13 protein-coding genes and 2 pseudogenes are annotated in these 13,565 nt (G+C 71.5%); 5 read left to right on the plus strand and 10 right to left on the minus strand.

What is annotated here, in order from left to right; all coding sequences use genetic code 11:
- Positions 1 to 64: 64 nt before the first annotated feature.
- Entirely contained in the window at positions 65 to 1,042 is a 978-nt protein-coding gene (locus ACFY1U_RS44090; protein ID WP_390699723.1) for an ATP-binding cassette domain-containing protein, read from the minus strand.
- 99 nt (positions 1,043 to 1,141) lie between these two features.
- Positions 1,142 to 1,345, minus strand: a pseudogene (locus ACFY1U_RS44095) (PadR family transcriptional regulator); the annotation flags it as partial.
- Positions 1,346 to 1,471: 126 nt separating this feature from the next.
- Here ACFY1U_RS44095 and ACFY1U_RS44100 point away from each other — a divergent pair.
- Both ACFY1U_RS44100 and ACFY1U_RS44105 read left to right on the plus strand, forming a co-directional pair.
- A pseudogene (locus tag ACFY1U_RS44100) lies at positions 1,472 to 1,876 on the plus strand (ABC transporter permease); the annotation flags it as partial.
- A gap of 58 nt (positions 1,877 to 1,934) precedes the next feature.
- Complete coding sequence (locus ACFY1U_RS44105; RefSeq protein WP_390699724.1) at positions 1,935 to 2,093, plus strand: hypothetical protein; 159 nt, start codon at positions 1,935 to 1,937, stop codon at positions 2,091 to 2,093.
- Positions 2,094 to 2,233: 140 nt separating this feature from the next.
- Here the strand turns inward: ACFY1U_RS44105 and ACFY1U_RS44110 are convergent, their stop codons facing one another.
- The 4 genes from ACFY1U_RS44110 to ACFY1U_RS44125 form a co-directional block, all read right to left on the minus strand.
- Positions 2,234 to 2,899 carry a DUF4097 family beta strand repeat-containing protein gene (locus tag ACFY1U_RS44110; RefSeq protein WP_390699725.1) on the minus strand — a complete coding sequence of 222 codons (666 nt, stop codon included), beginning with the start codon at positions 2,897 to 2,899 and terminating at the stop codon, positions 2,234 to 2,236.
- A gap of 338 nt (positions 2,900 to 3,237) precedes the next feature.
- Positions 3,238 to 4,158 carry a hypothetical protein gene (locus tag ACFY1U_RS44115; RefSeq protein ID WP_390699726.1) on the minus strand — a complete coding sequence of 307 codons (921 nt, stop codon included), beginning with the start codon at positions 4,156 to 4,158 and terminating at the stop codon, positions 3,238 to 3,240.
- A 95-nt stretch (positions 4,159 to 4,253) separates the two neighbouring features.
- Entirely contained in the window at positions 4,254 to 4,709 is a 456-nt protein-coding gene (locus ACFY1U_RS44120) for a hypothetical protein (RefSeq protein ID WP_390699727.1), read from the minus strand.
- A gap of 9 nt (positions 4,710 to 4,718) precedes the next feature.
- On the minus strand, positions 4,719 to 5,576 hold the full coding sequence (locus tag ACFY1U_RS44125) for a hypothetical protein (RefSeq protein WP_390699728.1): 858 nt from the start codon (positions 5,574 to 5,576) through the stop codon (positions 4,719 to 4,721).
- Positions 5,577 to 5,762: 186 nt separating this feature from the next.
- On the opposite strand from ACFY1U_RS44125, the gene ACFY1U_RS44130 reads away from it, so the two are divergent.
- Both ACFY1U_RS44130 and ACFY1U_RS44135 read left to right on the plus strand, forming a co-directional pair.
- Positions 5,763 to 8,018 (plus strand): heavy metal translocating P-type ATPase, encoded by a 2,256-nt coding sequence (locus ACFY1U_RS44130; protein WP_390699729.1) that lies wholly within the window; start codon positions 5,763 to 5,765, stop codon positions 8,016 to 8,018.
- 92 nt (positions 8,019 to 8,110) lie between these two features.
- A complete protein-coding gene (locus ACFY1U_RS44135; RefSeq protein WP_390699730.1) occupies positions 8,111 to 8,875 on the plus strand; it encodes a restriction endonuclease in 765 nt (254 codons plus the stop codon).
- 22 nt (positions 8,876 to 8,897) lie between these two features.
- Here ACFY1U_RS44135 and katG read toward each other — a convergent pair whose 3' ends face one another.
- On the minus strand, positions 8,898 to 11,093 hold the full coding sequence (gene katG / locus ACFY1U_RS44140; protein WP_390699731.1) for a catalase/peroxidase HPI: 2,196 nt from the start codon (positions 11,091 to 11,093) through the stop codon (positions 8,898 to 8,900).
- Positions 11,094 to 11,116: 23 nt separating this feature from the next.
- On the minus strand, positions 11,117 to 11,554 hold the full coding sequence (locus ACFY1U_RS44145) for a Fur family transcriptional regulator (RefSeq protein ID WP_390699732.1): 438 nt from the start codon (positions 11,552 to 11,554) through the stop codon (positions 11,117 to 11,119).
- 196 nt (positions 11,555 to 11,750) lie between these two features.
- Between ACFY1U_RS44145 and ACFY1U_RS44150 the strand changes: the two genes are divergently transcribed.
- Positions 11,751 to 12,161, plus strand: coding sequence for a hypothetical protein (locus ACFY1U_RS44150; protein WP_390699733.1), 411 nt, complete (start codon positions 11,751 to 11,753; stop codon positions 12,159 to 12,161).
- Positions 12,162 to 12,179: 18 nt separating this feature from the next.
- Here ACFY1U_RS44150 and ACFY1U_RS44155 read toward each other — a convergent pair whose 3' ends face one another.
- Both ACFY1U_RS44155 and ACFY1U_RS44160 read right to left on the minus strand, forming a co-directional pair.
- Complete coding sequence (locus ACFY1U_RS44155; protein WP_390699734.1) at positions 12,180 to 12,866, minus strand: plastocyanin/azurin family copper-binding protein; 687 nt, start codon at positions 12,864 to 12,866, stop codon at positions 12,180 to 12,182.
- Positions 12,854 to 13,369, minus strand: a complete 516-nt coding sequence (locus ACFY1U_RS44160) for a hypothetical protein (RefSeq protein ID WP_390699735.1) — start codon at positions 13,367 to 13,369, stop codon at positions 12,854 to 12,856. Before ACFY1U_RS44160 ends, ACFY1U_RS44155 begins: the two co-directional genes overlap by 13 nt.
- Positions 13,370 to 13,565: the final 196 nt, after the last annotated feature.

A 13,565-nucleotide genomic window follows, 5' to 3' on the forward strand; every position in this document is an offset into this window, starting at 1 on the left:
TCGCTCAGCGCGAAGGCGAGACCGCCGCCGCTCTCGCGCACCTCGTGCGTCGTGCTCACCGCGCTCACACCGCCTCCCTGGCCCGGGTCTCGTTCGCCGCCGGGGCCTCCTCGGAGCGCTCCGTCAGCCGCAGGAACACCTCGTCCAGGGTGGGCCTGCGCACCGCGATGTCCTCCGCATCGATGCCCGCCGACTCCAGCACCCGCACCACTTGGGTGAGCGCGCTCATCCGGTCGGTCACGGGCGCGCTGAACCGCCGGCGGTCGGCGTCCACCGTGACGTCGGCGGCGGGGAACGGCATCAGGGCCACCGCGGCGGCCAACTGGGGTGCGTCGCGCAGGACGACGTTAATGCGGTCGCCGCCGGTACGGGCCTTCAGCTCGTCGGCGGTGCCGTCGGCGACGACACGCCCCCGGTCGACCACCGAGATCTGGTCGGCGAGCTGGTCGGCCTCCTCCAGGTACTGGGTGGTCAGCAGCACCGTGGTGCCGCCGCCGACCAGCGAGCGCACCGACGCCCAGACCTCGGCCCGGCTGCGCGGGTCGAGCCCGGTGGTCGGCTCGTCGAGGAAGAGCACCTCCGGCTCCGTGAGCAGCGAGGCGGCGAGGTCGAGCCGCCGCCGCATGCCGCCGCTGTACCGCTTGACCTGCTTGTCGCCAGTGTCCGTGAGCCTGAACCGCTCCAACAGTTCGTCGGCGCGGGCGCGGGCCCGCCGGGCGCCGAGGTGGTAGAGCCGGCCGAACATCTCCAGGTTCTGCCGGCCGCCGAGCTCCTCATCGAGCGCCGCGTGCTGGCCGAGCAGCCCGATGCGGGCCCGCACCCGGTCGGCCTGCGTCAGCACGTCGTACCCGGCGACCGTCACCCGGCCTGCGTCCGGCCGCAGCAGCGTGGTCAGGATGCGGACCGTCGTCGTCTTGCCCGCGCCGTTCGGGCCGAGGAGGGCGTGCACGGTGCCGCGTCCCACCCGCAGGTCCAGTCCGTCCAGAGCGGCTTTTTCCCCGTATCGCTTTCGTACGCCCTCGACGTCGATCGCGTCGGCCATGCGTCTCCTCCGCTCGTGTAGTCAATCTTGACTACTGCTCGTCGGGCAAGTTAATGCCCGCCCGGTCGGTTAGTCAAACTTGACTACGCGCTCCTGTGTGCCGGTGTTCGACGATGAAGCCGAGCGCCGCGCGTGCAGCAGTCCCTGTCTCTCCATCTGCTTCAGGGCGAGGTAGATCGACCCCGGCTCGGCGTTGGACCACTCGTGGGCGCCCCAGTACTCCAGGTCGTTGCGCACCTGATGGCCGTGGGCCCGCCCATGCCCGCGCACCGCGCCCAGCACGAGAAGACGGATGGCTGACATGAGCTCAAGATGACGGGCTCGTACGGCGCCCCGTTGCTGGCGGACCGGGGGACTGCAGATGCCGGCGTGCGAACTGATCGAGCGGGTTGTGGCCCAGGGGTGTGGGGTGGAGCTCCTGGCGACCACGGGGCCGTCGGTGTGGCGATCGGCTTCCGCTCCACCGATGCCACGGCTCTGGAGTGGCTCGCGGCGTTCGGACTGCTCGTGCTCTTCGCCCTGGCGTTCACCTGGATCGCCGTCGGTATGGGCCTGTCCAGCCCGAACCCCGAGGCCGCCAGCAACAACGCGATACCGCTGATCTTCCTGCCGCTCATCTCCAGCACCTTCGTGCCGGTCGACGCGATGCCGGGCTGGTTCCAGCCGATCGCCGAGTACCAGCCGTTCACGCCCGCCATCGAGACCCTGCGCGGACTGCTCCTCGGCACTGGAATCGGCAACAACGGATGGATCGCCGTCGCCTGGTGCGTGGGCCTCGCGGTGTTCGGCTACTTCTGGGCCACTGCGAAGTACAACAGCACAACCGGACGCTGAGAGGCCGTCCTTCGGCTCGGTCGATCCCGTACACACGCCACGGCGGAGGGTCCGATGCATGCGGGCCCTCCGCTCGCCGGGGTCCGGCATCTGGTTCCGTCCGTCATGCGTCGCTGAGCTCTTCGAGTACCTCGGCGGCAGTGCTGTTCGCCTGGTCCGCCAGACGCCGCAGTTCGCCGAGGTCGTCCTGTTCGACGGCGAGAGAGAGCGTTTGTAGGGCTTGTAGGGCTTGTACGGCTTCTGCGGGTCCTGCGTGCGGATCGCTGGCTCCTGGGGACGGACGGCCGGGTCCTCGACGACGACCGACAAGGATCGCGATCGAGGTGGGCCCGGCCGGATGGTCCTGGTTCTGCTCGGTCAGAGGCTGCGGGCGGTGATGTCGCCGGAGGAGGTGGTGGCGTGGATGTCGAGTTCGGTGGTGCCGTCGTTCTTGAGCGCGTTGCTGATGCGGCCGTGGCCGGTGCCGGCGTCCAGGGCTGCGGAGACACCGGCGGCGGCGCCGATCGAGATGTCGCCGGACTGGGTGCGCAGTGTCACCGTGCCGCGGACGGCTTCGGTGATCCGGATGTCGCCGCGTGCGGTGCTGATCTCGGCGGGGCCGCCCAGTCGGCCGACCTCGATGTCGCCGTCGACGGCGGTGAGGCGGAGGCTCGCGGCCTCGTCGATCTTGATGTGGCGGTAGGCGCCTTCGAAGGTGACGTCGCCGAGTCGGCCGACGGCCCGCAGTTCGGCGCTCGCGGCCTTGGCCTCGATCCGGGAGCCGGCGGGCAGCTGGACGGTGACCTCGACGGAACCGGAGGGGCCGAGGTACTGGTTCTTGGCCGGCTTCGCTGCGATCCGCAGGATGCCGTCGCGGTAGTCGACCTCCAGTTCCTCGGCCGCCTTCACGTCGCGGTTCTTGGCGGCGTTGGCGGGTCGGACCTCGACGGTGGTGTCGGTTCGGTCGGCGGCGATGAACTGGATGCGTCCGGCGGGGATGTCGAGGACGGCGGAGACGGTGGCGGGGGTGTCGAACTTCTGCATGGTGCTCTCCTTCGTATGCAGCGGGCGCTTGGTCGGCCCGCTGTTTCTGATGATGGAAAGCTACGTTGCGTTCGCTGATCTGGCAACATGTACGTTGCGCAGATCGGCAATCAATGCAGGTCAATGCCGATAAATCGTTGCAACGGTTCAGAATTTAACGCAACGCCGGATCCGCTTGTCGTTGCAATGGGATGGACATGAACGCTAGAGTGGAATGCCCCGCGCTCCCCGGGGCTGTGGTGCGATCGTCGTCCCCGTTGTCTTCGCTGCCGTCATGCCCGTAGGGGCCGGCCCGGCCTCCGGCAGGGGGACGGGCCGGCCTTCGACGGGTGCGGCGGTCAGTTCACGTGGAGGGTGAGCGCCGCGGTGTGCAGCTTGCCGCCGGTCTGGAACTGCAGGAAGAGCCGCCAGTTTCCGGACTGGGCGAACTCGGCGTGGAAGGTCAGGGTCGGCCCGCCGTGGTCACCGTCGACCTTGGTCTCGGGGTGGAGGTGGGCGAAGGAGAGGTCGCCCTGGTGGAAGGCGGTGAGGTGGGCGTAGGTGTCCAGGTAGGGCTGGAGGTCGGCGACCGGCTTGCCGTTCTTGGTGACGGTGGCGGTCAGCCGGTGGGCCATGCCGGACATCAGGTCGCCCTTCACCGCGATCGTGTAGCCGTCGACGGTGGTGGCGCCGGACGCCTTGGGCAGGGATGTGGTCATCGGCATGCCGGACACCTTCACGGTGCGGCTGAGGACGAAGCCCTTGCCCTTGCCGGAGCCGGTGGCGGGGGTGAAGGAGGTGTACAGCCGCCAGGTGCCCGGCCTGAGCGCGGCGAGCGGCGCGGTCCAGGTGCCGTTCTTCGCCATGGTGGGGTGCAGGTGCTGGAACCCGGTGAGGTCGGTGCGGACGGCGTAGAAGTGCATCCGCTTGGTCTGGTCGACGGTGAAGTCGGTGACCAGCTTGCCGTCCGGGCCGGTGACCGTGAAGTGGTAGTCGGCCGCCCGGTCGGCGGGGAGGCCGACGGTGCTGGAGGTCAGGCGGTAGCCGTCCCGGGCGGCGGCCAGGCCGTTGCCGGTGGCGGCGGTGTCCATGCCGGGCATCGACGCCATGGCGTCACCCGCTGCGGAGGGGGACGGCGAGTTGCCGTGGTCCATGCCGGGCATGGCGGAGCTGTGGCCGGAGCCGGTGCCCGAACCGCAGGCGGTCAGCGCCAGGGTGAGGACCGAGGTGGTGGCAGCCGCGATGAGGAGGCGGCGGGGCGTCCGAGAGCGCTTGGACATGAGGTGTCTTTCCAGGTGGGCGCCGCGACGCGGCGCGAGTGACGAACGTGGACCGGTGCCGGACCGCGGCGGTGAGCCGGTGTCCGGGGGCCTCGTCACGTCCGTGCGATGCACGCCTGGAGGAGCAGTTCGCGTCCGCCCAGGGGTGGTCCCCTGCGGCGGGTGCCCGTGTACGCCCGCGGGGCCCGCGGCAGCAGGGCGGCGACGGGAAGGATCAGGGTGGCCGCGGCGAGCGGCGGCAGCGGGATCGCCGAGCGGGGCGGGGTGGCCAGGCACAGCGCGCCCCGCATCGTCTCGTCCGTGCGCGTGGTTGCCTTGGCGCCCGCGGTCCTGGAGTGGTCGGCCGAGTGCGCTGCCATCGTGGCCGGCGCCGGTTGCATGACCGCCGTGTCCGCCATGTCCGTCATGGCCCCGTGGCAGCCGCCGTCGGCCGCGGCCGGGCCGCCGTGCATGAGGAACAGCCCGAGCAGCACCGCGACCAGCACGGCCGGCCGCACCACTCGGCGGTGGCGGGCCCCGGCCGTGCTCCGGGCGGGCTGCGTGGCAGTCACGGGTTCACCTTACGCAGCCGGGCGCACTGCGCCGTCGTCCGGCAGGGCCCGCACGGTGAAAGCGGCGGTGTGGACCTCACCGGCGTGCTTGAAGTCCAGGAACAGACGGTAGGTGCCGGGGCTGGGCACCGTGGTGGTGAACGCGAGGTCGCCGGAGCGCAGGGCCACCAGGTGGCCGTAGGCGCCGAGGTAGGGCTGGAGATCACGTACCGGCTTGCCGTTCCGGGAGACGGTCAGCGTCAGCTCGCTGCTTCTGCCGGGTGCCGGACGGCCTCGCAGGCTCACCTCGTATCCGTCGGTCACGGCCGTTGTGCCCGGGGCGGGCAGCGGTTCCGGCTTGTATGCGCCTGATGCGGTGAGGTCGGCGCCGAGGGTGAGGCCCTCGCCTCCGCGGGGCGTGAAGTCGGCGAAGACCCGGTAGGTGCCGGCCGCGGGCAGCTTCACGGGCGTGGACCAGGTGCCGTCGGCGGCGCGGGTTGGGTGCAGGTGGCGGTACCGGGTCAGGTCGCGCGAGGCGATGATCAGGTGGAGTTCCTTGGTGTGCTCCCTCCGGTAGGCGGTGAGCGGGCGGCCCGTGGCGTCCCGCACGATCGTGAACCGCAGAATCGTGTTCCTGCCTGCCTCGACGGCCGGGGTCTTCAGGTGGAGCGTGTAGCCCCCGTCGGACATCTGGAGCCCGCCGGGAGGCGCTGCCGGCTCGTGACTTCCGCCGCCGTGCTCGTCGTGCGAGGCGGTCGCGTGCTTCTGGTGTGCCGTGCGCTCGGGTTCGGCGGAGATGCCGCCGACGCTCGTGCCCACGCCGTAGGCGGTGCCGAACGTGGCGGCGAGCGCGGCGGCGAAGACGGTGATCCGCAGTCCGGTGTTCATGGTCGCTCCTCGTCGATGGGCGGTCCCGGGTCGGTTCGGTGCATTTCAACATACCCCCAGGGGGTATCAAGTCAAGTGGGGTCCGGCGCTTGCGCCGTATACGGGAGGGGGGTATACATGGGTTCGCTCCCAGGTACCCCCTGGGGGTATTCGGGCAGTCGAGGCAGTCGGAAGAGGGGCACAGAAATGACCACCACCACGCCCGGTGCCGCCGAGGTCGAACTGGTCATCGGCGGCATGACCTGCGCCTCCTGCGCCGCCCGCGTCGAGAAGAAGCTCAATCGCATGGACGGCGTCGAGGCCACCGTCAACTACGCCACCGAGAAGGCCAAGGTCAGCTTCCGCGAGGACATCGCCGTCGCGGACCTGATCGCCACCGTCGAGGCCACCGGCTACACCGCGCAGCAACCGACGCCGGCCGAACCCGAGGACCGCGTCGAGGAGGCGCCCGAGCCCGGGGAACTCCGTTCGCTGCGGCAGCGGTTGACCACGGCCGTGGTGCTCGCCGTCCCGGTGATCGCCATGGCGATGGTGCCCGCCCTGCAGTTCGAGTACTGGCAGTGGTTGTCGCTGACGCTGGCGGCGCCCGTGGTGACGTACGCCGCCTGGCCCTTCCACCGGGCTGCCTGGACCAACGCCCGGCACGGCGCCGCCACCATGGACACGCTGATATCGGTCGGTACGTCGGCAGCGTTCCTCTGGTCGGTGTGGGCACTGTTCTTCGGAACGGCCGGCACGCCCGGCATGACACACCCCTTCGAGCTGACCGTCGCCCGCAGCGACGGCGCCGGGAACATCTACCTGGAGGCCGCGGCCGGAGTGACCGCCTTCATCCTCGCCGGCCGGTACTTCGAGGCCCGGTCCAAGCGGAAGGCGGGCGCGGCGCTGAAGGCCCTGCTGGAGCTGGGCGCCAAGGAGGTCACCGTCCTCCGCGGCGACCGCGAACAGCTCGTACCCGTCGCGGAGTTGAAGGTCGGCGACCGTTTCCTCGTCCGTCCCGGTGAGAAGATCGCCACCGACGGCACGGTCGTGGAGGGCTCCTCCGCCGTGGACGCCTCCCTGCTCACCGGGGAGTCCGTCCCGGTCGAGGTCGCCGTCGGTGACCCGGTCACCGGAGCCACCCTCAACGCCGGAGGGCGGCTGATCGTGGAGGCCGTCCGGGTCGGCGCCGACACCCAACTCGCCCGTATGGCCAGGCTGGTGGAGGACGCCCAGAACGGCAAGGCCGCCGTCCAGCGGCTGGCCGACAGGATCTCCGGGGTCTTCGTCCCCGTCGTCATCGCCCTGGCCCTCGCCACCCTGGGTTTCTGGCTCGGCGACGGCGCGGGGCCGGCCGCCGCCTTCACCGCCGCGGTCGCCGTCCTGATCATCGCCTGCCCCTGCGCCCTCGGGCTGGCCACGCCGACCGCACTGATGGTCGGCACCGGGCGCGGCGCGCAGCTCGGCATCCTCATCAAGGGCCCCGAGGTGCTGGAGAGCACCCGCAAGGCCGACACGGTCGTACTGGACAAGACCGGCACGGTCACCACCGGCCGGATGGCCCTGCTGGCCGTGCACACCGCCGAAGGTACGGACGAGGCCGACGTCCTGCGCCTGGCCGGTGCCCTGGAGCACGCCTCCGAGCACCCCGTCGCCCGGGCCGTCGCCGACGCGGCCGCCGCCCGGGTCGGCACGCTGCCCACCCCGGAGGACTTCGCCAACGTTCCCGGACTGGGCGTCCAGGGCATCGTCGACGGGCACGCCGTCCTCGTCGGCCGGGAGCGACTGCTGGCCGAATGGGCGATGGAACTGCCGGCCGGTCTACGGCACGCCAAGGACACGGCCGAAGCGTCCGGTCGTACGGCCGTCACGGTCGCCTGGGACGGCGAGACCCGCGCGGTCCTGGAGGTCGCCGACGCCGTCAAGGAGACCAGCCCGGAAGCGATCCGCCGCCTGCGGGCCCTCGGTCTGACCCCGGTCCTGCTCACCGGTGACAACCGGGCCGTCGCCGAGGCCGTGGCCGCCGAGGTGGGCATCGCGCCGGAGCATGTGATCGCCGAGGTCCTGCCCCAGGACAAGGTCGACGTCGTCAAGCGCCTGCAGGGCGAGGGGCGTTCGGTCGCCATGGTCGGCGACGGCGTCAACGACGCGGCGGCACTGGCCCAGGCCGACCTGGGCCTTGCGATGGGCACGGGCGCGGACGCCGCCATCGAGGCCGGCGACCTGACCCTCGTACGCGGCGACCTGCGCGTGGCCGCCGACGCGATCCGGCTCGCCCGCAGGACCCTGGGCACGATCCGGTCCAACCTGTTCTGGGCCTTCGCCTACAACGTCGCCGCTCTTCCGCTCGCTGCGGCCGGACTGCTCAACCCGATGATCGCGGGAGCGGCCATGGCCTTCTCCTCGGTCTTCGTCGTCGGCAACAGCCTGCGGCTGCGGCGCTTTCGCGCGGCGGCTCACTGAGGCCGGAGTTCCGGCCGTCGTGGCCGGTATGCGGTCTTTCCGCCGGTCCTGCCCCTGTTCACACTTCCCGTGAGGGATCGGGGGTGGTGCGGATGGCCGCGCAGCGCAGAGGACGGCGGAGGCGGCGGGCGGCGCGGCGGGACGCGCTGTCGCGCCGGGCAGGTGCCGGTCTGGCAGGCGTGCTCGTGCTGGCCGTGTTCTGGTCGGCGATCTGGATGTACGTCGTCGGGGTCGTCGTCGCGGCGGCTCTCGGCGGTCTCGGCTGGTGGCTGTGGCGTACGGACCGGATCCTGCGCGGGCGGGACCGGGCGTGGCGGCAGCAGGACGCGGTCGCCGCCGGGCATCGGTCCTTGGCCGAAGTGGACGCCATGAGCGGTACGGAGTTCGAGGAGCTGGTCGCCGCGCTGTGCCGGCGGGACGGGTGCCGTGAGGTGCGGCGCGTCGGCGGCTCGGGGGACCAGGGGGCCGATGTGGTCGGGCGGTTGCCGGACGGGCGGGCGATGGTCGTGCAGTGCAAGCGGTATACGCCGAGTGCCGTCATCGCCAGCCGGGAGGTACGGGATCTGCTCGGGTCGAAGGTGCACTTCGGGGCGGACGTCGCGGTGTTCGTGACGACGACCCGGTTCAGCAGGCAGGCCATGGACGTCGTGGTCAGGAACGGCATCATCGCCGTCAGCCGCGACCTGCTCGGGGCGTGGAACAGCGGTGCCTCGTTGCCCTCGCTGATGGGTGTCAGCGGTCATGGACAGGGCGATGCCCGTCACCTGGCGCGGTGGCGGAAGACGTATGGGCGCACAAGGCGACGTCCGGGCCGCCCCCTGCGGGACGGCCCGGACGTCAGTGGCCTTGCTCAGTGACCGAGCTCGCCGGCCGTGCGGATCAGGCGATGTCGAAGCGGTCCGCGTTCGACACCTTGACCCACGCGGCGACGAAGTCGTTCACGAACTTCTCCTTCGCGTCGTCGGCCGCGTAGACCTCGGCGAGCGCACGCAGCTCGGAGTTCGAGCCGAAGACCAGGTCGGCACGGGTACCGGTCCACTTGACCTCGCCGGTCGCGTCGTCACGGCACTCGAAGACCGTCTGGTCCTCGGAGACCGGCGACCACGTGTGGCCCAGGTCGAGCAGGTTGACGAAGAAGTCGTTCGTCAGCTTGCCCGGGGTGTCGGTGAAGACGCCGTGCGCGGTCTGCTGGTAGTTGGCGCCGAGGACGCGCAGACCGCCGACGAGGACGGTCAGCTCGGGGGCGCTCAGGCCCAGCAGGTTGGCCTTGTCGAGCAGCAGGTACTCGGCCGGCAGGCGGTTGCCCTTGCCGAGGTAGTTGCGGAAGCCGTCGGCGGTGGGCTCCAGCGCGGCGAAGGACTCCGCGTCGGTGTGCACCTCCGTGGCGTCCACACGGCCCGGGGTGAACGGCACCTCGATGTCGTGACCGGCGTCCTTGGCGGCCTTCTCCACGGCGGCGGCACCACCGAGGACGATCAGGTCGGCCAGGGAGACCTTCTTGGCACCGGAGTTCGCGTTGAACTCCGCCTGGATGCCTTCGAGGACACGCAGGACCTGCGCGAGCTGGTCGGGCTCGTTGACCTCCCAGCCGGCCTGCGGCTGCAGCCGGATACGGGCGCCGTTGGCCCCGCCGCGCTTGTCGCTGTTGCGGTACGTCGAGGCCGACGCCCACGCGGTGGACACCAGCTGGGCCACGGACAGACCCGACTCCAGCAGCTTGGCCTTGAGCGCCGCGACATCGGCGGCGTCGATGGGCTCGCCCTCCGCCTCCGGCAGCGGGTCCTGCCACAGCAGGGTCTCCGCCGGCACCTCCGGGCCGAGGTACAGCGACTTCGGACCCATGTCACGGTGGGTCAGCTTGTACCAGGCGCGGGCGAAGGCGTCCGCGAACTCCTCCGGGTTCTCGTAGAAGCGGCGCGAGATCGGCCCGTAGACCGGGTCGAAGCGCAGCGAGAGGTCGGTGGTGAGCATCGTCGGGAGCTTCTTCTTCGACGCGTCGTGGGCGTCGGGGATGATCGCCTCGGCGTCCTTCGCGACCCACTGCTTCGCGCCGGCCGGGCTCTCGGTGAGCTCGTACTCGTACTCGAAGAGGTTCTTGAAGAACCCGTTGCTCCACTGGGTCGGCGTGGCGGTCCAGGTGACCTCCAGGCCGGAGGTGATCGCGTCGCCCGCCTTGCCGGAGCCGTAGGTGCTCTTCCAGCCGAGGCCCTGGGCCTCGATCGGGGCGGCCTCGGGGTCGGCGCCGACGTGGTCGGCCGGGCCCGCACCGTGGGTCTTGCCGAAGGTGTGACCACCGGCGATGAGGGCGACGGTCTCCTCGTCGTCCATCGCCATGCGGCGGAAGGTCTCACGGATGTCGCGGGCCGCGGCGATCGGGTCCGGGTTGCCGTTCGGGCCCTCCGGGTTGACGTAGATCAGACCCATCTGGACCGCGCCGAGCGGGCTCTCCAGCTCACGGTCGCCGGTGTAGCGCTGGTCGTCGAGCCAGACCTTCTCGGGACCCCAGTAGACGTCCTCCTCCGACTCCCAGACGTCCTCACGGCCACCGCCGAAGCCGAAGGTCTTGAAGCCCATGGACTCCAGCGCCACGTTGCCCGCGAGGATCATGAGGTCGGCCCAGGACAGGCTCTTGCCGTACTTCTTCTTCACCGGCCACAGCAGACGGCGGGCCTTGTCCAGGTTGCCGTTGTCCGGCCAGCTGTTCAGCGGGGCGAAGCGCTGCTGGCCGGCGCCGGCGCCGCCACGGCCGTCGCTGATGCGGTAGGTGCCCGCGCTGTGCCAGGCCATACGGATCATGAACGGGCCGTAGTGACCGAAGTCGGCCGGCCACCAGTCCTTGGAGTCCGTCAGGATCTCGGCGATGTCCTGTTTCACGGCCGGGAGGTCGAGGCTCTTGAAGGCCTCGGCGTAGTCGAACTCCTCACCGAGCGGGTTCGCGACGGCAGGGTTCTTGGCAAGGATCTTCAGGTTGAGCCGCTCCGGCCACCACTGGCGGTTTCCGCCGCCCTGGGTCGGGTGCAGAGCGCGATCGTGCGCCACCGGGCACTTCGCTTCAGCGGCGTTGTTCTCAGACATGGGAATCCTTCCGGGGTTGGTGCTCAGGCCGTGCGAGCGGTGGAACAGTCGGGGCACAGGCCCCAGTAGATGACCTCGGCCTCGTCGATCGCGAAGCCTCGGTCGTCCGAAGCGGTGAGACAGGGGGCATGACCGACCGCGCAGTCGACGTCGAGGACGGCAGCGCACGAGCGGCACACGAGGTGGTGGTGGTTGTCCCCGACCCTGCCCTCGAACCGGGCCGGGCTGCCCGGCGGCTCGATGCGGCGTACGAGTCCGGCCGTGGTGAGGGCGTGCAGCGCCTCGTACACGGCTTGCAGGGATATGTGGCCCACACGGTCCCGTACACCCGAGGCGATCGCCTCGACGCCGAGGTGGTCGCCCTCGCGGACGGTCTCGAGCAGCGCGACGCGGGCGGCCGTCACCCGCAGGCCGGCACCGCGCAGCTCCTCGGCGGTGCTCGGAGTCCGGGGTGAAGTCATGGGGCCCAAGCTACCCGCACAAACACGAATGATTCAAGAAAACGAACGAGACAGGTTTGGTGGCCGGTCGATGACGTCCGGAGGAATCCCCGCAGATCAAGGGCTGGCAAGGGACTCGCACCACTGTTCACGCCAACGGGTGAATCGGTGAATGGATGTCCGGCCTGCGCCCGTGCCCTGCGCTGTGCTGGAGCGCGTGGGTGTCTTCGTTCTGTGCGCGTGGCTGCTGACCGCGGGGCTCGGCGGCTGTCTGGCCTCGGTGTGGATCCGCCACGGCGGCCTGCGGCAGCGCACGCCGGGGGTGACACGGCTGCCGCTGTGGCTCGTCGTGGGGCATGTCGTCCTGGCCGTCGCCGGTCTGGCCTGCTGGACGGCCTACCTCGCGGGCGCGGTGCGGGGCACGGCCTGGGCGGCCTGCGCCGTGGTGCTGGTCGTCGCCACGTTCGGGTTCATGATGCTGCTGCGCTGGCTGCCCAGCTCGGGACGGCACTCCCGGGGCACACGGACCGCCGAGCGCCACTTTCCGCTGACGGCGGTCGTCGCCCACGGGACGAGCGCGGGCGCGACCGTGCTGCTGGTCGTACTGGTGGTGCTGCGCCGGGCGTGAGGCCGGCCCGGGGCGGGGTCAGCTCGTACCCGCCTCCTCGTTCCGGGACGCGGCGGCGGCCGAGCGGGAGCCGACCAGGAGCAGACACAGCACGGCCACGCCCGCCACGACGCCGGTGAGGAGCAGGAGGGGGCTGAGGGGACGGGTGGCGGAGGCGGCGTTGTCCACGGCGGGTTGCGCCGCCGCGGGGGCGGCGGATGCGGAGGCCGTGGGGGAGGGGGACGGGGTCTTGGCGGCCCCGGGGGCGGCGGCCTCGGCGCTGTGGCCCATGTGCCTGGACGACGGCATCGCGCCGGCGGAGCGGGTTCTGGGTGCGGTGGCCGTCGGGTGCTGGTGCTGCCGGACGGTGGGCGCGGGAGCGGCGGCCGGCTCCACGACGAGCTGGGCCGTCATGCCCGGATGCACGGTGCAGAGGTAGCCGTAGGTCCCCGGCGTGGTGAACGTGTGGCTCCAGCTGCCGCCCTTGCTGAGCATCGGGGAGTGGACGGAGGCGGGGCCGGAGGTGGTCTTGACGTCATGGGGCGCCTGGTCCTGGTTGGTCCAGGTGACCGTGTCCCCGGCGGTGATGGTCAGGGTGCGGGGCGAGAACGCGTAGCCGGACATCAGGACTTGGTGGCCGGCGGCCGCCTGCACCGCGGGGGCGGGCAGGACGAGCGCGGCGCCCGCCAGGAAGAGGGCGCCGAGAAGGGCGGTCAGACGGGGCATGTGAACTCCGCGGCTACGAGCAGCCGGATGCGGTCTGCGGGACGGATGCGGGGCAGGGCGAGGCCGGTCGTACGGCGCAGGGGGCGGTACGGAAGCCGGAGCGTGCCGAGGACCAGGAGCCGGTCGGCGGTGCGCTCGACGACGCGGAAGCCGAAGAGGGCCTGGGCTGGTTCGCCGGCCAGGCCCAGTTCACCGGGGACGTGCAGCCGGGTGGCCTCGTCCGTGGGTGTGAGGCTGGTGCTGACGAAGGTGAGCACCCTGCCGCCCAGCGGCCGGCCGGCCAGTTCCAGGCTCAGCACGCAGTCGTCGGAGTCGGGCGCCACGGTGAGGGTCGCGTCCAGAGCGGTGAGGCGGCGGCGCAGGGTGGTCAACGGGCCGAAACGTGCGGTCAGTTCGGCGATGCAGCGGTCCGGGGCGGCTCCGTAGGTGCCGGGGTCGGGCAGCCAGTCGGGGCCCGGGCGGGCCGGGGGCAGGACGGCGGTGGGGCGGGTCTCGGTGGTCATCTCGGCACCTCGATGGGCGAGCGGAGTGACGGGCGGGGAGAATGGAGCGAGCGGCGGGGGGGGGGGGGGGGGGGGGGGGGGGGGGGGGGGGGGGGGGGGGGGGGGGGGGCGGGGCGGGGGGGGGGCGGGGCCCCCCCCCCCCCGACGTTCCTACGGCCCGTGCGTCAGCCGGTGCGGCGCAGTGCCTCGGAGAGGC

It is taken from the genome of Streptomyces sp. NPDC001351, from assembly GCF_042896045.1.
Classification (GTDB): domain Bacteria; phylum Actinomycetota; class Actinomycetes; order Streptomycetales; family Streptomycetaceae; genus Streptomyces.